9 protein-coding genes are annotated in these 21,234 nt (G+C 54.5%); 1 reads left to right on the forward strand and 8 read right to left on the reverse strand.

Annotation, left to right across the window (positions count from 1 at the left end; genetic code table 11):
* Nucleotides 1-206 precede the first annotated feature (206 nt).
* Nucleotides 207-1,439, forward strand: a complete 1,233-nt coding sequence (locus RSSM_RS30650; RefSeq protein WP_008689210.1) for an MgtC/SapB family protein — start codon at nucleotides 207-209, stop codon at nucleotides 1,437-1,439.
* 395 nt (nucleotides 1,440-1,834) lie between these two features.
* On the opposite strand, the gene RSSM_RS30655 is transcribed toward RSSM_RS30650, so the two are convergent.
* The 8 genes from RSSM_RS30655 to RSSM_RS30690 all read right to left on the reverse strand — a co-directional run bounded on the left by RSSM_RS30655 (nucleotide 1,835) and on the right by RSSM_RS30690 (nucleotide 20,916).
* The gene (locus tag RSSM_RS30655) at nucleotides 1,835-3,145 is read right to left on the reverse strand and encodes a DUF1559 domain-containing protein (protein WP_044304101.1); all 1,311 of its coding nucleotides are present in this window, start codon (nucleotides 3,143-3,145) and stop codon (nucleotides 1,835-1,837) included.
* A 391-nt stretch (nucleotides 3,146-3,536) separates the two neighbouring features.
* Nucleotides 3,537-4,730, reverse strand: coding sequence for a TlpA family protein disulfide reductase (locus RSSM_RS32050; protein WP_008689219.1), 1,194 nt, complete (start codon nucleotides 4,728-4,730; stop codon nucleotides 3,537-3,539).
* A 519-nt stretch (nucleotides 4,731-5,249) separates the two neighbouring features.
* Nucleotides 5,250-5,996 carry a helix-turn-helix domain-containing protein gene (locus tag RSSM_RS30665; protein WP_008689220.1) on the reverse strand — a complete coding sequence of 249 codons (747 nt, stop codon included), beginning with the start codon at nucleotides 5,994-5,996 and terminating at the stop codon, nucleotides 5,250-5,252.
* 177 nt (nucleotides 5,997-6,173) lie between these two features.
* Nucleotides 6,174-7,586 carry a sulfatase family protein gene (locus RSSM_RS30670; protein WP_081613939.1) on the reverse strand — a complete coding sequence of 471 codons (1,413 nt, stop codon included), beginning with the start codon at nucleotides 7,584-7,586 and terminating at the stop codon, nucleotides 6,174-6,176.
* An 80-nt stretch (nucleotides 7,587-7,666) separates the two neighbouring features.
* Nucleotides 7,667-9,382, reverse strand: coding sequence for an endo-1,4-beta-xylanase (locus RSSM_RS30675; protein WP_236621510.1), 1,716 nt, complete (start codon nucleotides 9,380-9,382; stop codon nucleotides 7,667-7,669).
* A gap of 186 nt (nucleotides 9,383-9,568) precedes the next feature.
* Nucleotides 9,569-13,573 (reverse strand): family 78 glycoside hydrolase catalytic domain, encoded by a 4,005-nt coding sequence (locus tag RSSM_RS32860; RefSeq protein WP_085980034.1) that lies wholly within the window; start codon nucleotides 13,571-13,573, stop codon nucleotides 9,569-9,571.
* A gap of 329 nt (nucleotides 13,574-13,902) precedes the next feature.
* Nucleotides 13,903-17,859 carry a family 78 glycoside hydrolase catalytic domain gene (locus tag RSSM_RS30685; RefSeq protein WP_160168194.1) on the reverse strand — a complete coding sequence of 1,319 codons (3,957 nt, stop codon included), beginning with the start codon at nucleotides 17,857-17,859 and terminating at the stop codon, nucleotides 13,903-13,905.
* Nucleotides 17,860-17,931: 72 nt separating this feature from the next.
* Nucleotides 17,932-20,916 (reverse strand): glycoside hydrolase family 78 protein, encoded by a 2,985-nt coding sequence (locus tag RSSM_RS30690; protein ID WP_044304102.1) that lies wholly within the window; start codon nucleotides 20,914-20,916, stop codon nucleotides 17,932-17,934.
* Nucleotides 20,917-21,234: the final 318 nt, after the last annotated feature.

Below are 21,234 nucleotides of genomic sequence, written 5' to 3' on the forward strand. Positions count from 1 at the left end.
ATCCTAACCACCGCCGGATATGCGTCGCAAAACCTCCTTCATCCGGCCTACTTTCATTCCGGCCTCACACCAACCGCGGTTCTCAGACGCACATCGTGCCCAATCTCAATGCACCGATAGGTTCCACGTCTCCGGTGAAATAAAATATTCACGTAAGGATGCGTTCTGTATCCCCTGCGTGTAATTTACTTCTGGATCCGGCCTCGATGGAAACTTATCTCGCTCTCGCTACTTCGCTCGGCCTCGGTCTCCTTGTTGGACTGCAACGAGAGTGGAAAGTATCGGAGATCGCGGGGATACGCACTTTTCCGCTGATCACGATTTTCGGAACGCTGTGCACGATGGTCGGCGACGAACAACGTGGATGGATGTGTGCGAGCGGACTGTTAGCGACCACCGGCCTACTGATGATGGCGAACGTCGCCAAATTTCGTGCCGGACAATTCGATGCGGGCATGACAACCGAGATCGCTGCCCTGTTGATGTTCGCGGTCGGGTGCGCGTCGGGCATCGGTAGGAACGGGCCCGCAATTGTGACCGCAGGCGTCGCGGCGGTGCTGCTCCACTGGAAACGCCCGCTTCATGGATTCGTCGGCGCGATGACCGACAAGGATTTGCGATCGGTCATGAATCTCGCATTGATAGGGCTCGTCATTCTTCCGGTCCTTCCCGACCAGACATACGGCCCTTATGGAGTCCTCAATCCGTACGACATCTGGCGAATGGTCGTTCTGATCGTCGGCATCAGCATGATTGCATACGTCGCGTATAAGTTGCTCGGAGCGAAAGTCGGTGCGATCCTTGGCGGAGTTCTCGGAGGACTGATTTCCAGCACGGCCACGACGGTGAGTTACGCACGGCAGACGAAAGACGCGCCGGAAATTAGCGGGATGGCGGCGTTGGTTATTTTGATCGCTTCCGCGATTGTCAACTTTCGCGTTCTAGTCGAAATCGGCATCGTCGCTCCCGAATTGCTGAACGTAGCCGCGTATCCGATCTCCGCGATGCTAATTTTGATGGCAATCGAGTGTCTCGTGCTCTACGTGCCGCTGAGACAAATGGAATCGCAGCCCGCTGATCACGACAATCCCGCGCAATTAAAGCCCGCGATCGTTTTCGGCGTGCTCTACGCGTTGGTCCTGTTCTTGGTCGCAGCAGCAAAGGAAATGTTCGGCGATAGCGCGTTGTACTGGGTCGCCGGAATCTCGGGGCTGACCGACATGGATGCCATCACCCTATCAACCGCCAAAATGTTCAACGACAACCGCGTCGATGCCGGTACGGCGTGGCGCGTGATATTGGTCGCGACGTTGTCCAACCTGTTCTTCAAAGCCACCGCCGTCGCTTTCCTGGGCAGTCGTAAACTGCTGGCCTACATCATCGTCACCTTCGGAATCGCCGCTTTGGGCGGCGGCCTGCTGCTCGCACTCTGGCCGTAAGCCCCTTATCACGATGCCCTGCAAACGACAATCCGCCCGTGCGACGATTGCTAAGTGCACGTAACGGTCGGCGTCAAGTCGCGGCGGGCAAAACTCGCGTGAAGAACACGAGTGATCAGATTCGATTGCGCTGAGTTGCTACTCGCTCATTGGTTTCATTTGTTCAACCATTGACTTAGACGATTCCGCAATGTCTTCAGTCGGATTCGGCGAGAGGCTCATCGACGCAGGATCGGCTGCGGGTTCAACGACTTGGTTTCCACCGTCACCGCATCCCGAGATCGCAACCAAACCAACAAACAATCCAGCCACAAAGTCATCTTCATGATGTGTTCCAATACGAATTGAGAAAGGGGCGAAGGTTGCCGCCCCTGAGATAGCGAACCGTTCTTTGATCAGAATTCTTCGCTGATGATTTCCTTCGATGCCTTGGTTCCTAAAGAACCCCACAATCCATAAGGACTGACGTCACCGGGACGGTTGGTGTCAGTGATCGGTGGCGCCTGTTGATTTCCGGCTTCGATGGAATCGGTGATGAACTTCACCGCCCCGTCCGCCATCAAGACATGCGTACCACCTTGGTGACGGCTACTGGTGCTGAACACCCCCGGGTTCAACGCGTTCTGCTGGCCGCAGGTCAACGAGTTTGGTGGTTTGATGCTGAAGAACTGCGAGAAGTACGGCGCGAACGACGACCATCGATAACCACGTCCGTTTGCCCCCGCCACGACAGTCACGCCAGTCGATTTCCAAAACTGCGGCCTCGCTGGGTCGGGGTGGTCATCACACGAATTGATCAGCATTCCCGTTGCAGTCGCCAACGGGTTCACCGCACTCATCGAGGTTCGCGTGTCGTTGTCACCCAGGTCGGTCGCGATCTCGCCCATCATCATGGTATTGGACAAACCGTCGAGAATGTCTCGAAACTTGGAGGTCTCATGCGCCATGAAGACACCACGCAGGTGGGCTCTCGCTCTCGCTGAAGTATCCGGACCCCAAGTCGAATTGAACCACCCGTGAGACGAGGGCGCGTTCGGCTCCATTCCCGGGTTACGGGCACCGTAGTACGCATACTTCGACGAATCGCCACCGCAGACGGCATAGTTGGTGCGTCCCATCGCGGGCAAGCCGACTCCGGGATCGCTGGGACAACGGAATGCCGGAACCTCGGTCAACCATGGCGTGTAGAGCGCGCCGCGAAACCCGTTCGGGTTTGGCCCCATCGAAGGATACGCAGGCAAACCAACCGCGTGCGGAGGAGGACTGTCGCCGTTGGCGTCCTCAGCGAGCGGGTTCGAAATTTGCTCCCACAACGCCTGTTGCTCGATGAAAGGCAACAGCCCCACAAACGCACTCAGGTTCATGCCGTTCGATGCACCCCAGTCCGCCCAGATGGCGGCCCAACCGGGAGGAGCGCTTCCGCCCGGGCATTCACCGCCGCTGCTTGTGCAAATGTGCTGGTCACCGACCGCGCCTGATTTTGTTCCTGCGCCGTGCGTCGGAAGTCGATTGTAGGTGGAGTGATAGTTGTGGACCGCTAATCCGATTTGCTTGAAGTTGTTACTGCAACTCATACGTCGGGCGGCTTCACGCGCCGCTTGGACCGCCGGTAACAGCAGTCCAACCAATACGCCAATGATGGCAATAACAACGAGCAGTTCTACCAAAGTAAAACCTCGCAACCTTGAGCGGGCAGGAAGGGACATGAGAATCACCTTTAAATTAATGGAACGAAAAGAATGGGCACGAAGAGAATCTGCGTGCGATTTCATACTAATAATCCAAATGTAGACCCAAACTTTTGCGGTATCTTGACCCAAAACACTAACTTTCGTCGCCTTCGCGCATATCATGCTCGAACGCTTCGCGAATCAGGCCTGCTCGCTGTCAATTGGCTGGTGCGAAGTCCCCCTGGTATCAATCTCGTGACCACTCGCGCATGCCGCGGTCTCGAGGGACACGCCCTCTTCGTCCGACCGAGATCGATGAATCGGACGTGAAAACACGTGCGCCCCTTTTTCGGCGAGATCTTTCGAGTCGCGGGGCATGACCGCGAGAAGGCGCTGCGTGCTTCTCGAGCGTAATCGCGGTCGCTGGCTACTGTTTATTCATCTTGGAGATGTGTTCGCCGATGTATTCCGAGAGTCCTTCGCCGCGAAGTTGCTTTCGGGTTGCGAGTATTTCACCGCTGTCTCCGTCGACCAGAAGGACGAAGGGGACAGCGCTAATTTCATACATCCGCGCCAACGGACCCTCGATTCCGACACCCTCGTAGATCTGCGGCCACTCCGCGTTTTTGTTTTTTAACAGTTCCGTCAGGCGTTCTTCCTCTCCCTCACTGTCAATGGTAACGCCGAGTATCTCAAATTGCTCGCCATGCCACTTTTCATAGGCTTTCCGCATGTGCGGTATCTCGAAAACACACGGCATGCACCACGTCGCCCAAAAGTCCAGCAACACGATCTTTCCCGCGAAATCGCCAGGAAACTTGACTTCATTTCCACTCATGGTCGTGGCGGTAAACTGCGGTGCAAATTGGCCGACCGACAGATCAAGAGGAAGAGGCATCTGCTCAATCGATCCGTCAGCTTCGGCAATCGAGAGTTTGCCCTCGCTCAGCGAGACCACATAGGTCGTTCCGGTGTAGTTAAAAGGAACGCCGACCCGGATCGTCTCCAGTTTCCGGTGGATCTCACCATCATCGTTGCGATCGATCGAAAACGTCACACGGCGGTCGATCGGTCCCGCCGCTGCTGTGTGGTAGGACTCTCCGTCCATCGTGAGGGTGTGTTTGTATCCAAAATCTGGATAATAAATCATGCTGTGATTCGTTCTCTCGCGACGCGGGTCGGGCGATTTGATACGGTAGCACTTGATGCCTGCATCCGTTGTGTCATTCCACCGAACCGTTACGGAGGCCGCATAGTTGGTTTCGTTTCCGTGCCTCTCGACGGAGTACTCAAAATCGGGATCGTTCGTCAGGTCGCGATCGTTGTTCGAGTCAACGAACAATTGCGGCACGTCATCTTCCGGTTCATCGATGACGAAAATCCACCGGCGCTCACCTAAGCGAAATTCACCGACCAGCGGATCATGCAGACCTTCTGGCATCACCTTTACGGCGTTGAAATCTTGTCCGAGTTCTGCCAGGATCGGTCGAAAACCTTTTAATTGCTCGGTGATTTCATTAGCAACGAACGTGGAACGAATCTCCGGATCCGCTCCAAACGCACTCAGGCAACTGCACAAGCATGCGGTGGCGAAAACGAAACCCCGGGTTGGTATGTTCATTTGGATTACTAGCTGTTTTATGCAAATGGCGAATGGAAACGGTCGGATCTTGTACAGTTTGGATCCGAAGAAATACGTCTATCCTCTGACCTAATCCTGGATGTGTCACGTCGCTTTTAACGAACGCTCAACTCGCGACGCAGCACATCAGTTGCAACGCTTTGCTTAGACTGTTTACCAACCTAAATCGTGAATCGACGCCTCAACGAAGTGGGGCTTCACCGCGCGCAAAACTTTCGATAAAGAATTCATCCCGTTGTCGTCTGCATGGGACAAAGTAGTGAACCGTATGTATCGCGATTCAGTGTACCCACACGAACGATATTCCACCCGACGCTTTCGATCGTCTTCGCTATCGATGGCGCACATTTGCCAAGCTAGCGTGGCGTAGTGATATCACTCGGTACTTCAATCGCCCGCATTTAAACCGCATCGCCCTTTTGCAGGGGACGTCCGGTTCGAGCGCAGCTGTGCTTGTTGGCATCGAGTCATAAGACGAATTCGTGTTTCGCAAAGCATCTACACGCGTTGCCCTAACTTGTCCCGATTAATTTGCCGGAACTCTTTGGGAGACAGGCCCGTGGAATGCCGAAACTGCCTCGTGAACGCACTTTGATCTGCGTAGCCTGCCTCCAGCGATATCGCGGCAATCGATTGGTCGGTATTAACCAGTAGTTGTCGTGCGAAATCAATCCGCAACTTTGTTAGCCACTGTCCCGCGGTCAAACCGAAAACGTAGTGCATCCTCCGGTTGAGTTGGTAAGTTGACATCTGAGCGAGTTCTGCGAGTGCCGCGACGGACGGAGGTGTCGCAACGTTTTGCTCGGCGTAACGTACCGCGTCGGCGACGTGACTGTACTCCTCGGCCTGCAGGTCTGGAATGCGAAGATCCTTTGAGATACCAACAAGACCTTTCACTTTGCCGTCTTTGCCGCGAAGAGGAAATTTCGTCGTTAGGCACCACCCGGTGTGCGTGTCGACGTAGTGATGCAGCTCGAGTCGGGAAAGCAAAGGGATCCCGGTTTTGAGCAAGGTCTGATCCTGCAAGACAAAACTGTTGCCGAGGCACGTGCCGAGCACCTCCGTTGCCGTCTTGCCGATGATGTCGGTTTTATCATTCACACCACATCGCCGCACCAACGTTTGGTTGACAACGAGGTATTCCCCGCGGCAGTTCTTGATGAAGTAAACAATGTCCGATACTTGATCGAACAGCTCTTCACCGGTGAATGCGCCATCGAGTCCACTGAGAAATTTTTCAATCATTGACTACCTCTCTTCCGACGGCCGGAACTGGTGACGTGAATGCTAACTATTTGCTCCGATCGGATTGCTCAACCATTGAGCCGCGCGTAATTGGAGTTTTTCTTCACCGAACTGCAGTGCGCCCAGGGAACTTCAGATGTGCTTCGGAACACATCACGAACACCTTGCGACGGGCCACTATTTGGCCATTTCCTTGAGTTGCAGGAATCGCTTTCTCATTTCGGCCAATTTCACCGCGTACTCCGGATTGCTGGCGAGATCCTCTTCTTCGATCGGGTCGTCCGTCAAATTAAACAGCTGTTCGCGCTCAAACTCCGGCCAGTACATGTATTTCCAATCCTTGCGAACGAGTGCTTCGGACGCCGGGATAAACTCGGTGGTCTTCAGCATGGGATGCTCATAGAAGAACTCGTCACGCCACTGTGGTTTTTCTTCGGCGAGATAGAGCGGGCTGATATCACGGCCCTGCATGGTTACGGGAGCATCGATCTTCGCTGCGGCCAGGATGGTCGGCGCGAGATCCACGTTCAACGTGAAATCATCGTTGGTTTGGCCGCTGATGTTCTTGGGCATCCGCGGATCTCGCACGATCAGGGGGACACGGATACTTTCTTGATGCGGGTACCATTTGTCCGCCAACCCATGTTCGGCATGGTAGTAGCCGTTGTCGGTCGTGAAGATGACCAGAGTGTTTTCATCGAGTCCCTGCTCTTTCAGTTCAGCAAGAATGCGACCGCACGTCGCGTCAACTTCCGTGGCCAACCGATAGTAGTTCTTCATCATCGTTTGGAACTTCTCCGGCGTATCAAAACGCCAGTGCCATCGATTGCGACCTTCGTTCTTTTCGTTTCCAACGAATTCGGGAAGACGTTCGAACGACTCTTGAGTCGCATTCTCCGGCACGGGAATCGTGACGTCGCGGTACAACTCCATGCTTTCTGGCTGCGGCAAGAACTGCAACGGGTTTTTGTCTTCGGCGTGGGTTGCAAAGAACGCCACGGTCAAACAGAACGGTTTATCGTCCGGTCGCGTTTGCAGGAACTCCAACACGTCCTTTTCGTTCTTCTGCGTCACATGAATTTTCTCGCCGTTGTCCTGCTCGATCCAGTGTTTGCCGCCGTAAGCACGAGCAAAATCGAATCGATCGGCGGGGATACGTCCGTTATGCCATTTCCCAACGTGACCGACGTGGTAACCGTGGTTACGAAGCAATCCAGGGTAGGTCTCCTCCCATGCAGTCTCCCACATCTTGAACGATCGGTTGCCGTGCCTCGACATCCACTGCCCGGTGAAGAGTGTCGCTCGACTGACTCCGCAAATGGCGGTCGTGACGCAGTTCCGAGTGAACCGGACTCCCTCACTCGCCAACTGATCGAGCGTTGGCGTTTGAACCACCGGGTTTCCCGCGACGCCGAGCGTGTCATGCCGCCAATCATCCGCGTACAAGAGCAGGATATTCATGCGCTCGTTTGCGTTTGCGCCTTTGGCGTTTTGGTCAGCCTCCTCGGCAGCCAGAACGATGTGACCCACATTATGCAGCAGCAGAATGATAAGGATCGTGTTACAGATTTTAGGAATGCGATTCAACATAGTTGTCAGTGGGAGATCGGATGAAATTGAGAGAAGGAAACAGGTACCCGTATCAACGCAGCACGAGTTTGAAAAAGACGCTATTCGAGGGGCAGTTCGATGCGTAAGTTTTCGCCTTGTCGCGTCAAACAGGCGTCGACGGAAGTGGTCTTGCCTGCGTGTTCGACCGTGATGACGTATTCGCCCAAGAAGCCTCTTGTTTGACAGCGGCCTTCGTCATCGCACGTGAGCGACTCGTCGGTCCACCACTGATCAGCAACAAGATCCACAAACACCTGCCCAGCTGGCTTGATCGACCAATCGCTGCGCCACAGTGCTGCCGATGGCTTCCAGTGCATCTTTTCCCAGAACCCCCACTGCACGATTGCTTCAAAATTCGGATGACTGAAGGTCGCGATCAACACGTCGCGAAAGTAGTCCGCCTGCAACTGTTCGTCATCACCCGCGTCGACGTCAAATTCACTCAGTTGCAAACGCGGTGCGATTGCGGCGAAGTCGTCGTAAACCCTCAGCAATTCTTCTGGCGGGGTCAACGATGTCAGACCAAAGTGGGCCATGAAGCCCACAATATCTGCTGGTTCGCCCTGTTCGTTAAGGAAGCGGATCATCTTCTTATACGGCTCGCGTTTGTAGCCATCGGGAAGAATTTTTCCTTCGTTGATCGCATGAGTCGCTTCGGGCGCCAAGCGACGCGCCTCGGCCATAATCTCCGCGTAGATCTCCGGCCCACCATACTCATCCTCATAGCGGTGTTTCCCCCAACCGATGATGTGATTGATGGTGTCCCATTCGGTGACAAACTCGCTGGTTGCTGGCAGCACGTCATTCATGTGCTCCCACAACCATTTTCGGTGGTCATCGGGATTGCCTACAAAATCCTTCTCGATCGGATTGAAATCCATCGGCGCCCAGGCGACATAGTGTCCTCGCACGTTGATGTTGTTACTACGCAACCAAGGAAGAGATTCTTCGCAAAAGATTCGGCGCTTTCGGCGTGCCCCCTCGCTATCTCCCTTGAGCCCTTTCCAGACGTGAGGCCGCAGTTCCGATTCAAAGGTCACCCGATCAAAGTATCTCCTAACAACCTCGCGGTACTTCTGGGCTTCATCCCAGGTGACGATAATCTTTTTCTTTGGATTGACCGGGAAGTCCTCTTTGGCTGCCCCGATTACCTCGGAGTTGATCGTGTTTCCGAACCCGAACGCATGCTTTTGCATCGCGACATGAACACTTGCGTCCGAAACAGGGTGCCCCCCCGAATCAACAACCGTGATTGCGAGATCACCCTTGCGGATTTTCTCAATCCGGGCGAGTGCTTCTTTTCGCCACTGGGCATCTTCCTGGCGGCCATCGTACATGATCGTTGACCGGGGTAGCGTGCCGATGTCGTACGCAGATCCGTAGTTAACCAGCCGCAAACGGGCGATCTGCACCCTTGGGCCAGCTTCGCCCAAATTGATTCGCAGACAAGCTTCGGACGAATCAAAATCACCTGTTGCCACAAACGAGCGAACGTGCTGTACCCACTCTTTGTACGCAGACAAGTTGTATTGATAGGATGTTGATTCCGGCTTTGCATCGACGAAAAGGTAGGCGTTGTTGGGTTGGCCGCCGGCACCAGGACGTCGCATCCAAAATGAAATCAGCACGACGTCGCCCTTGCAAACCGTTCCGTGAACTGGAACCCGTACTCGCATGTTTTCGGGGTCGCTGAAACGCGTGTCTGCTTCGATACTGTACGCATTGGCGAACGGCATCTTTTCGACCGAGATCCACTTGCCGTTTTGCTTCCACATGCTGCGATTGAAAATCAAGCGGTTGCTCCGGGCCGAACGTCATCAGGTCTTCCCCACCAGGCGGCGGAGTGATCGCAGTATCTGTCGCAACCGATTGCTCTGCGGTGCTGATTCCTGCCGAGATGGCCAGCAAAATTGCGACACTGAGGGCCTGCCGAATCAACGGGAGTTGGTGTGGTATGAATGTCATGGTGCTGCTGAAGAGGTGATAAGAAGGATTTGATGATTTCCTGAAGGCAGTCGAAGCGATTGCTTCTTTTGAACCACCGCGGTTCGATTGAGCGGGTGCAGTTGATATCCATCGAGATCATGCGCATCGCCGTTGAGCATGATGGACTTGACGGATTCCGCCGCTACCACGAATTCACCGGTGCAGTTTGCTGGGATGATCAGTTCGATCGCGTATTTATCGTCGCCGGTCCGCTGCCAACGAATGCTTGTCGGGCCATGGATCGAATCGAAGTGGTACTCGGCATCATCCACCTGGTTGATGAATTGCGGTTCGAAAAGGATGTTCTTGAATCCGGGCTTGGTCAGATCGCAGCGGATCCCAGCAACGTATCGCGTTAGGTAGTTGTCGACGTAGCCCAAGAAGTGATGGATGCGAGAACCGCCACCGGTCCAGTGTTCCCATACTGTCGTGGCGTCATTCGCCAACATCTTGCCGTAACCCGGAAAGGTATCGGTGGAAAGCACATCATGAGCGAGCTCGGCATGCCCGGATTGTGGCATGACTTCCCACGCAGCTTGCCCCGTGAAGATGCCTCCATAGACATGCAGATCGCGATCAACCTTGATGTCCTGAATCAACCGCTTCAAGACTGCGTCGCAGTGTTCGGGCTTCGCAATGCGGCAATACAGTGCCATGGCGTTGGGGCCTTGGCGATATCCCGACGGTTTTGTGCCGGTGAAAATGGTTTGCTCGGCATCAAAGCAGTGCGTGTAGAGTGCCTGACGAACTTCTTCGGCTTGAGAGTTGAACTTGATGGCGTCCTCAGCCTTGCCCAGAATTTTTGCCATGTGGGCCATCCGCTGCAGCACCAGAAAGAAGTTCATGGTGGAGTAGACTTCGACACCTTCTTCGCCTTTGTTGCCATGCGGTGACGTCCAGTCGCCGTAACCGTCTTTGAAGATACCCCGTTGTCCCGGCACACCGTTGTGTTTCCACACGCCTTCGGTAAAAAGTGAAAGCCTGTCCCAATCGCGCTCGAAGATTCGGGTATCACCGTAAGTTTGATACATGTACCAAGAGACATGAACACAGGCGGCTGACCACAGCGGCGAACGGCCACGCTTGCGAGCGTTGCTGTTGCAAGGCGCGATCGCAGCCATGCGGCCTTCGTCATCCTGGGTATCGAGCATGTCGCCGACAAACTTGGTCATCAAAGCGGCCAAGTCATAATTGGCCATCCCGTATTCCATGCCGGTAGTGGCATCACCCATCCAACCATTCTTTTCACGGTGCGGACAGTCGGTGGGAATGCTATGCAGATTGGATGTCAACGAGCGACGGCAAATCATGTGCAGTTGGTTGATCATCGCATCGGACGTTTGGAATGTCGACACGTCGGTCACGTCCGAGTTGACTTGACAGACCTCGACATCATCGGCGGTCAAGGACTTGTCGTGTCCCTTGATCAACGCATAGCGAAACCCTTTGTACGAAAAGTGGCATTCAGCAACTTCACCCGGTTCACCTTTGGCAACGTAAGCATTTTGCTGGTAACCGCCGGGTTGGCCGTGTGTGAGCGGATCCGAGTCTTCACCGTAGTAAATGGTGATGGGGGTACCCGCGGGAGCATCGATTTTCACGCGCAGCCAGCCCGCCAAGTTGGTGCCGGCATCAACGAGGAAACTTCCTCGACCGCCTGGTTTGACGCTAACGGGCCGAAACGTTTTCACCACACGAATGGGCTCACAGAGTTGTGATTTCAACTCACCTTCGGGCGCAGGAGCCGAATGCACCGAGTCCCAACCGGCGTCATCAAATTCGGGTGTATTCCAACCAGGAATTTCCTTCGTTGCGTCGTAAACTTCGCCCATGTGGGGGCAATCGTATTGAATGGGACCGCCGGTGACTTTCCAACTCAGGTCGCTGACCACGTTCTGCGTGGTCCCGTCTTCGTAATCAATCTTGATCAGGCACTTCAGCTTTGGTTGGCCAATGTAGCCGCCCTTCTTGTAGAAGCCCCAGTGATCCAGAGCGAGCATGCCGTAGTTGCCACGTCCCAACATGACACCGATCGCGTTTTCGCCGTCGCGAACAAAGTCCGTGACATCGTGCGCGACATACAACGCCGTTCGGTTGTACTGGGTCCAACCGGGATCGAGCACATGGTCGCTGACGCGGGATCCATTGAGGAACAATTCGTGATACCCAAGGCCGCAAATGAAGACCTTGGCACTAGCGATTGGTTTTTTCGTGGCGAATGTTTTGCGCAGCAGCGGCGCGGGGTCGTATCGATTTTCGCCGTGAAAATACATCCGCTCGAACATATTCATTCGGGCACCGAAGTACGAAGGAAGATAGAATTCCTGGCATTTCAATTCGACCTCTTTACGCTTCCACCACGCATTTTGCCAAGCGTCGTGATCTTTCCAAGCGATCCACTGAGAATTCTTCCAGTCACCATCGTTTAGCAACCCCGTGGCAAACCTAGCCGTTCCGCTCCACGCTGAAGGTTGGTCATCACGTCCCCAAATGCGGACTTTCCAATAGTAGTCCGTTGCTGATGAGAGCGGTTTCCCCTCGTAAGCGATTTGAATACTGCGGTCGCTAACTACCTTGCCGGAATCAAAAACATCTCCATTGTTCTCTGCGATGAGTGCCTCGCTGGTAGCAACGATCAATTGATAGGCGGATTGAACGGCATCGTCTTGATCGGATTTAACTTGCCAAAAAAATCGCGGGTCAGGGATGTCGATACCCCGCGGATCGGTCAAGTATTCACACTTCAAAGCGGTTGCTTTGATCTCAGTGCAGACACGCGACGGATTCTCAAACCAGATGACTCCCCAACCGCCATTCTCCTCGGTCGTTGCGATGTCCTGATCTCCGTCACCATCAATGTCGGCAAGATAGACGTTGTCCATCTTCTTCCGTGTCTCGGATCCCGGCGTCTGAATCACCTTCGTAGTCCAGTTCTTCGCATCCATCGGGTCACCTTCATAGATGGCCATCCAGAGGTCACCTTGCTTCGGCGTCACGACGATCTCTTTCGTGGTTGGATCGTTATCAAGATCGACGATCGCAACGCCCTTAGGGAAATTGCCGCAAGGCTGGTCGATGACAATTTCGTGATACTGCGGATCACCAGACCTATTAGTACGCAGCAAGACCGTCAGCTTGTGTGACCATTGTTCCGTCCCTTCTTTGCCGCCGGCGATTGCCACATCGGTGGTGCCATCGCCATTGACGTCTCCCAGAGCGACGAACATTGACTTGTGCGGATGCAAGGGTTTTCGAGGCCACCGCATGGTGACTCTTTCCCGGCCCGGGTTTTCATACCAGAAAACTTCTTTCCGCCGATTTGGCACGACCAAGTCAACTTCTGTGTCGCCGTTGACATCGTGCGGAATGCAATTCATCGGCCACTCTGCACTTCCCAGGATGTGTTTGGGCCAGTTGTTTGCGTCATGTTTGCCATCGGCCGGTTGCTTGAACCAAGTTTGCGCGCCAACAATCAAATCATTCAGGCCGTCCTGATTGACGTCCATCACCAGTGGTACGCGCTGTTCATGATCGAACAACGTCATTTTTCCCCAACGGTTCACATCTCGAACATGCGTCTGGCCTGGGTTGAAGTACACCCATCCACCGTTGGCGATGAAGTCGATGTCACCATCATTGTCCAGGTCTCCTATCGAGGAATCTTCGCACGGTCCATGGTGGAACTCGATCCAATCATCCCAAAGCCCGCGACACTTGTTCGATCCGGGATTGAAATACAAACGGCTGTACCTCCCCTCTTCGTAGTTCACAAAGACGTCGACGTATCCATCTCCATTCCAATCATGGAAATTGATGCCGTCGGGTCCGTCGTCTTTGGCATCGGGTTGGATCACGTGACATCGCCATCCGCTCGGCCCTGCCTTTCCGACGTATTGTCGCCACGCCTCTTCTCCCGATGACACGGTTGTCAGCAGCATTGCAACCAAGAATGCGCAGCCAATCGACAGGAAGCGTTTCATGGCATGGATCGGGATTCGTAATTGAGGACGATTCATAGCTTGATGGTGAAGTGATGTTCTGCGGGGGCGAGTGTTTGGCGTTGTTCTTCGCTTGGGAGGACGTTTTGCGATAGGAAATCAAGCAGCTAATCTGGGCCACCCGATAGCGTTGATTGACCAACGCGAGATGAATCGACTGTCTCGCTTATACTGCCCGTTCGGACAGCAGAGACGTTGAAGCGAATCGCGACGAACGGTAATGAAACGCCACGCATCTCGAAGGGTTTGTCGCGTAGTCAACTGCTTCGAACCACGTATCTTGGGGTTGCGGAAAGGGGCAGGGAGTTCGATCACGGTTTCGTTTGATTTCGCTTCAATCTTTCTTGGCGCTTCTTAAGTTTGGCACGCTGGGCGTACGCGACGGGTTTCCAGTTTGTGGGCAGCCGCCCTTGTGGTTTCACCTGTATCGCGTCATCTGGGATCTTCGAGCTTTCGCTCTCGACAAGCGGAAGATCATCGGGCAAACGTTTGAGATAGAAATCTTTGAATTGAATTTTCATCGGCGGCCCGACATGGACTTGCACCGCCAAGACTCCTTCCAACGCACGTCCCGATTCATCGAGATCAATCACATCCACTGTCTTCTGGTCGTCGATCCAGTGACGTAGATGGTTGCCTTCGGCGAGGATTCGATACCGGTGCCATTGGTCGGGTGCAAAACTGACAGCGGGCTTTGACTGAGTAATCCATGGCTGACCCTCGGCGTCGATCACAACCGTCTTGCCCTGCCGCGCAAGAATGCGACGCCCCTGCTCTTCGTAGAGCATGCCGTTGTACGCGGGTTGCTTCGCTACGATATCGCACTGGTAGCCAGAAACCCGATATGGCCCGAGGTCAGGGCGAACCTTGCCTCGATACTGCAGGCCGCTGTTGCCCTCCGCGCTGACACGAACCATGACCTGCAATTCAAAGTTTTTTAGAGGTTCGCCTTGCCAGACGATGAAGCGGTTCGCGGTTAACGTCCCGTCGGCGACGCCCGTCAACGCACCGTCTTCCACGGACCATTCGTCGCCACCCTTCCAGCCCTCCAAGTTCGTACCATTGAACACACAGACGAATCCCTCCGGTGCTTCCGCGTTCGCCCCCGTTTTTTCGAAACGCATGACGGGTTTGGACGCTGTCCATTCCAATTCATGCTGGCCAGCTTTTAAATTGAAGCTTTGGGTGTGACCGACCGTTTCTCCGTTGACGCGAAGATTTGTGATTGGATCGGGCAGACGTGTCTCCGCGACACAGTTGGGTGGAATCTCAATCTGCCAGTTGACCGATCCGCCTTTCTTTTTCCACTTGCTTTTAACGGTTCCGTAGGAAGTCCGAAGCGTTCCACTGGCATGATCCAGATCGGTGGGAATGTGCGGAGCGAGCAACAACTGTCGCATTCCAGGATGGTCAGGATGCGATTGGATGCCGGCGATGTCGTTGAGCAACCATGCCGAGGGATGATTCATTGCGTGATGGTCTAACGACTGCACCAACTGACGACTGCGAGAGTCGTTGCGAAACCGTTCAAAGATCGTTGTCGCGTCGTAGTCACGGATACTCTGCGCGATGCCCGGATATTCAGGATTGCGAAGCATCTCGAGGGCCAAGTCAACGTTGCCAGACTTAGTCAATTCCGGATAGATGTTGTATGACATGAAGCCGCCGTCAAACTGCTTGCCGTTCTCTCGGTAAACCTTCTCAAGCGATGCTGCCAACGCCGGACGTTTCGACGCATCCACAATGCCGAACGACAACGCAAGACTGTCGTGAGTTCCATTGCCGAACGTGTTTTGTTCCTCGTCGTAGTATCTGTTGACAACTGATTTCGCGATGTGTTTGGCGAGATCACGACTCCATTTAGCGTCCTTTGGATTCCCAAGTGCTGCAGCGAGATCGGCAAAGCGATCCGCCGCTGCGTAGAAATTCAACGCCGCGATAAGCTGTGGATCGGCTGGCGTTCGTTCGATCCCGATTGGCGGAGCGTGATCCCCGTAGCGGTAGATGTGGGGGATCAACTGAGGCGACTTTTTTTCAAAGAAACGCAGGAAGTCACGCATTTCCTGATAGTGATCTATTGCCGAGCCTAGATCACCGCTGAGTTGGTAGTGATGCCAAGCGGTGAACAGCGGCGATACCGACCAAGTGAAGTCAAGCGTTTTCCTGGTGGAACGTTTGCCCACACCGATCCGGCCAGGGATTCCCAGTGGGTCCATCGGAGGCGTGTAAAACAGTCGGGCCTGTTGCCGGTAAAACGATCCCGAATCGAGCGTGTAGAGTCCTGTTGCCCATGACGAGTGCAGATCACCGCCCCACAAGCATTTCTCACGATGGGGACAATCTTCCAGAATGGAATGCATGTTGTTGAGGTGCGTTTGAACGCCCATCTGAAAGATCCGATCGAGCAACGGATCGGACGACGAGAAGGTGGCGATCACGGGCGTGTCCGTATGAACCACCAACCCTTTGATTTGTCCCGGCGATGGCGGTTTGCTCAGCCCCGTAATCTCGGCGTAACGAAAACCGTGGTAACTGAAATAGGGACGCCACTGATGCGGCTTGCCGTCCGCGATAATGCGGTGGTGCTGGGGTGCGGCATGGCAATTCCAATGCGACTTCGGCACGTTGTCGAGGTGCGTGTTGTCTTCCGCGAGCATCTCGCTGCATCGCAAGCGAATCACTGTGCCGGACGGTTCATTGAATTGCAGACCGATCCCTCCGCTGATGTTTTGTCCTAAGTCGACAACCCAAGTCTTTGCGCCAACTTGCCATGTTTTAACGGGATCGATTTCACGTACGATGCGAATGGGAGGAAAGTCCTGTGCAACCAACTTGGGTGACAGTGGCTTGACTTTCTGGACCGGCTTCCAGCCATCAGGCGTTCCGGGCGTCTTCCATTCATCGTGCCATTTGCGATAGTCGATGTAGTCGCCACGGAAAACGCTCGATTCGGTGAGCCCCGACTCTTTCCAATGCCAGCTACCATCCGAGATCACCTGTTGGTGGGTGCCATCGGTGTAGCGGATATCGATGTACGCACGCAGACCCGGCTTTCCGTAGCGAAAACGCGCGTGCGAAAACATGCGAGTGTTGTTGTACCAACCATCGCCCAGCAAAACGGCAATTGCGTTGTCGCCCGCTTTGACCTGATCGGAGATGTCGAAAGTTTGATAGTGAGCAAACCGTTCGTAGTCCGTCTGGCCTGGATCGAGAACATGGTCGCCGACCTTGGTGCCGTTGAGATACGGTTCGTGATAGCCGAGGCCGCACACATACAGCTTTGCTGCGGCAACCTCCTTGCTGGCGTTGAAGTCCTTCTTGTACCACGTGGCCGCCAGTGGAGCGTGAGGGGAAATCTTGGCTTGCCCCAGTGGGCGTTGGCCGTACTTGCAAACCACCTTTGCCCGCATGCTCTCACCATCGATCTCGACAACCCAGTCACCGCTCGTACCGATGATCTGTTCGCTGCCGTCGGCGAATACGACCCGCATGCCGAAACTGATCGGAGTCGACTTCTTTGCACCTGTCAGAGTAACGACGATCGTGTTGTCGGCCTTCATTTGAAAGCCTAAGTCCTTGTAGTGGACCGTCGGCGGGCCTTCCGGGCCGCTGAGCCCTTTGGTTCCGTTGACCAGAACCGAGATTGCACCCTCGTCGACATGACTCCACCACGTGCCGGCGTAGACAACCTTTTTGTTGGGGAGGGAAAAGTCATGTCGATAGGTGACCGTGTCTGCTTCGCTCGCGTACTTCGACGCTGCGATCCAGTCGCCCATCACATCAGCCGGACCGTATTCGTCTTGTTGCTCACGATCACAGGAAATCCAGGTCGCACCCTGCCAATCTTGATCGGTTAGCAATCCGGCATCAAACCAGGTGATCTCGGACCAGGGAAGGATCTCGCCGCGGTCGTCTTTGAAGCGGACCCGCCAATAAACGCGTTGCTTTGCAGCGGGAGGCTTTCCTTCATAGGCAATCGCGTGTGATCGCGCGTCTTCGACCCAACCGGTGTCCCAAAGGTCGGGGATATCGAACCTTTCCTGCACCGTTGCTGCTTGAATCTGGTACGCCGTTTGCGCGAGACCTTGACGATCACCTTCGAGTCGCCACGACAGGAGCGGATTGTCGTGGTCGATCGCCAGCGGCTTGTCGCGATAATCGCACCTCAAGTCGCAAACGCCAGCGTAAAGATTGGCTGCGAAGACATAGCTAGATAACGCTATGAGGATCGCGGTGATTTTTGTCGTTCGATTATTGGTTGCGGTCATTTGCGTTTTTGAATTCAATAGTTTGTTTTGAATCATCAGGAAGATGAGCATTGTCCAGCTGCCAATCAGTTCCTACATCTCCAAGGCGAATTGATAACTCCCGGGCGTCAGTTCTTGACTCTTTTCATTTCCCGGATAGACGAGTGTCGCTGTGGTGTTGGGCGGGACGATGACTTCCAAGTGCAACTTGCCATCCCGGATTTCCCAACCGCTCTTCGCGATTCCGTACGGTGTTTGGAGTTGGGCAGACGCCGATGTCAGCGGGCCACCAACCAACGGACGGACGAAAAAGTGTTTGTAGCCCGGGTGCTCGGGATCCGGTGACAACCCGGCGATCCGTTCATACATGAATTGGCCGATCGCACCATAAGCGTAGTGGTTGTACGAGTTCATGCTGGCATCACCGAAGCCATCAGCATGGCTATAGCTGTTCCATCGCTCCCACATCGTGGTAGCCCCCTGATTGATCGAGAAGAACCACGACGGGTAGGACTCTTTGAAAAGCAATTCGAAACAAATGTCCGGCCGCCCCAGTTGATCAAACACCGGAGCGAGCAACGGCGTGCCGAGGAACCCCGTCCGTAGGTGCCGGTCAGCCTCTTCGTATTTCTGCAGTAGCAGTGCTTCTACCTGTGGGCGCTGCTCTGGTTCGACGAGGTCATACCCCAATCCCATCAAACAGGCCGTTTGCGTTTGCGCGCCCGGTGCGGCTCCACCGTTCGGAAAATACTTGTTTGTAAAAGCTCGACGGATGTCAGCGTGCAACTTGCGATACCGCTCTGCATCGTCCGTTTCCCCGAGCGCTTTTGCGGTCCAGTACAGAATCCGTGCGTCGCGCCCAAAATACGCTGTTGCAATTAGGTCTTGGGCGGTGTCGCCCTTGCGGTCACCTTTGGCGTAGGGCTGCAACCAATCGCCCCAGCCCGTGAGCGAGGGAATGAGATCCTGCGAACGTCGCTCATAGACATTCACCCAGTCCTTCATTGCATCATAGTTTTCTTGCAGGATTCGGATGTCGCCAGTCCGTTCGTATACTTGCCACGGAGCGGTCACGATCACGTCAGCCCACCCCGGACTCGAGTAGCCAAACGGCGTCGAGGGAACGGTGTGTGGGATCTCGCCATCGTCAGTCTGTTCATCACGAACGCTTTGCAACCAACGCGCCCAGAACGAATAGACGTCGTAGTTGAAGAATGAGGTCGGCAAGAAGACTTGCGCGTCGCCCGTCCATCCCAAACGCTCATCCCGCTGTGGGCAATCGGTGGGGATGTCGATGAAGTTACTGATCTGGCCCCAGCGAATGTTGCTCTGCAATTGATTCAGCTTCTCGTGCGACGACGTGAACTCACCCTTGGTCGAAAAATCAGTATGAATCACGTTCGCCGTAACCGATTCGGTTGATAACTGCTCGCCTTGAGATAATCCGCTGAGCTCGAGATAGCGATATCCAAAGAATGAGAGTGACGGCTGGTAAGTGACCGTGCCGTTCTCGGCGGCAACGTAGGTCGCTTGCGAGCGAGCGGTGCGATAGTTCGTCGTGTAAAGCGTTCCATCCTGCTGGAGCATCTCCGCAAAACGAATCCGCACCGTTTCCCCCTTCTTTACCGGCATGGTGATGGTGGGAATGCCAACCTGATTTTGACCGAAGTCAAACACGAACTTCCCCGGTTCGGGCTCTGTGAGGCGGACCGCTTTGAGTTGCTCCATCACCCGAACTGGCGGCATCGGCTTGGGAACAACGGCAATCGCTGTAGTGGATCTTGTTAAAGATCCCACTGCCACAGGATCTTTAACAAGATCCACTACGGCGGGTTGCACCTTGACGGGAGTCCATGCGGAATCGTCAAAGCCAGCCTGTGTCCATTGGCCAAGTTTCTTCGACGCGTCATAGTCTTCGCCGTGATAGAAACCGCCCGCTCGAATCGGTCCTTGGTCGGTGGCTCGCCACTGATCATCCGTGACGATTCTTTTGACGCGACCATCCGCGTAGGTCAGCTCCAACTGAACGAGCAATTTGGGCATCAGTTTCATCAAGTCAGATCGCTTTCGTAACAGCAATCTACCTGCATACCAACCTTCACCGACCACAGCGCCGATTGTATTTTCACCGCTGCGAACTAGATCAGTGACGTCGTACGCAAGCGATTCGACGCGTTTGGAATACATCGTGTATCCAGGCGCGAGGATATCATCGCCGACGCGTTTTCCGTTCAATTGCAATTCATAAATCCCGAGTGCCGACGCATACAATCGTGCCTTCACGACCTCGCGTTCACTATGGAACGGCCGGCGAAAGTAATAGCCGGGATGCGCGGTGATGCTTGGGTAGGGATCGAACTGTTTGTTCTCATCAATTTCGACTTGCTTGCGTTGTCCGTTCACCTGGAAATCAACCCACAACGTTTTCTCCTGGCCAGGGGCAGGATCACCGCCGAGACGCCGCGCGACGACTCGAATCGGCGTCGCACCACGCTGAATCGCAGTGCGGATCCGATCGGTCACGTCCCGACTTTTCGCCGGATCCGATTCACGATTGCCGAACTCTGCCTTGAAGATCTTGATCTGATCGGCGACCGGGGCAGAACGGTCAAACTCGATCCACTCGGCTTTCCAATCATCGGGCGACAACAATCCCATCTCGATGAACGCTTCTTTGCTCCAATCCGACTCGTTTCCGTTCTGGTCCCAGAACTTCACTCGCCAAACCACACTCTGCCGGGACCGCAGTTTTGGTCCTTCGTAGGCAACCCAGGCGGATTGGTCCGACGCAACTTTTCCCGAGTCCCATAGAACGGTGTCTGTTCCCAAGTCACTGTCTGCGCTCGGCACTGTTCCTCGATCAGCAACAACGATCCGATAGGCGGATTGAGACTCAACGTCTTCCGCAACCGGCAACTTCCATGAAAAGACCGGCGCGCTATCATGGAACCCAACCGGGTCGATAAAGTTCTCGCTGACACGCAGCGAATGCGGTGGAGCGGCCTTGGTGATGCCGCAGCACACAAGCACCCCCAAAAGGGTCAATGAAAGTCGAGATAGTTCGAGGAAGTTATACATGGTGTCTTCTTTACTGGTGAATCAAGTTGGCACTGGTTTACGCAGTGGAAGTAAGAAACGCAGACACGCTCCTCGACCTACCGTCGTGTTCGCGGGAGAAGACTGACGTGACCACTCCGCCTTTCCCGGCACCGGTTTCGTATCCCCTCGCCTCAGATCATCGCGCGCGGTGACACGGCGATCCGAAATGGACGCGATTGCTCGTTCGCTAATGTTGAGGTTAGAAACGCAAAAGAAATTGCTGTCACCTTGTGGTCAAAAATTCTCGAGTCGAAAGAACTGGGCTGGCACAAGCTTGCCAAACGGATCAACGCGATC

Origin of the sequence: Aporhodopirellula sallentina SM41, from assembly GCF_000346505.1 — a bacterium.
Classification (GTDB): domain Bacteria; phylum Planctomycetota; class Planctomycetia; order Pirellulales; family Pirellulaceae; genus Rhodopirellula; species Rhodopirellula sallentina.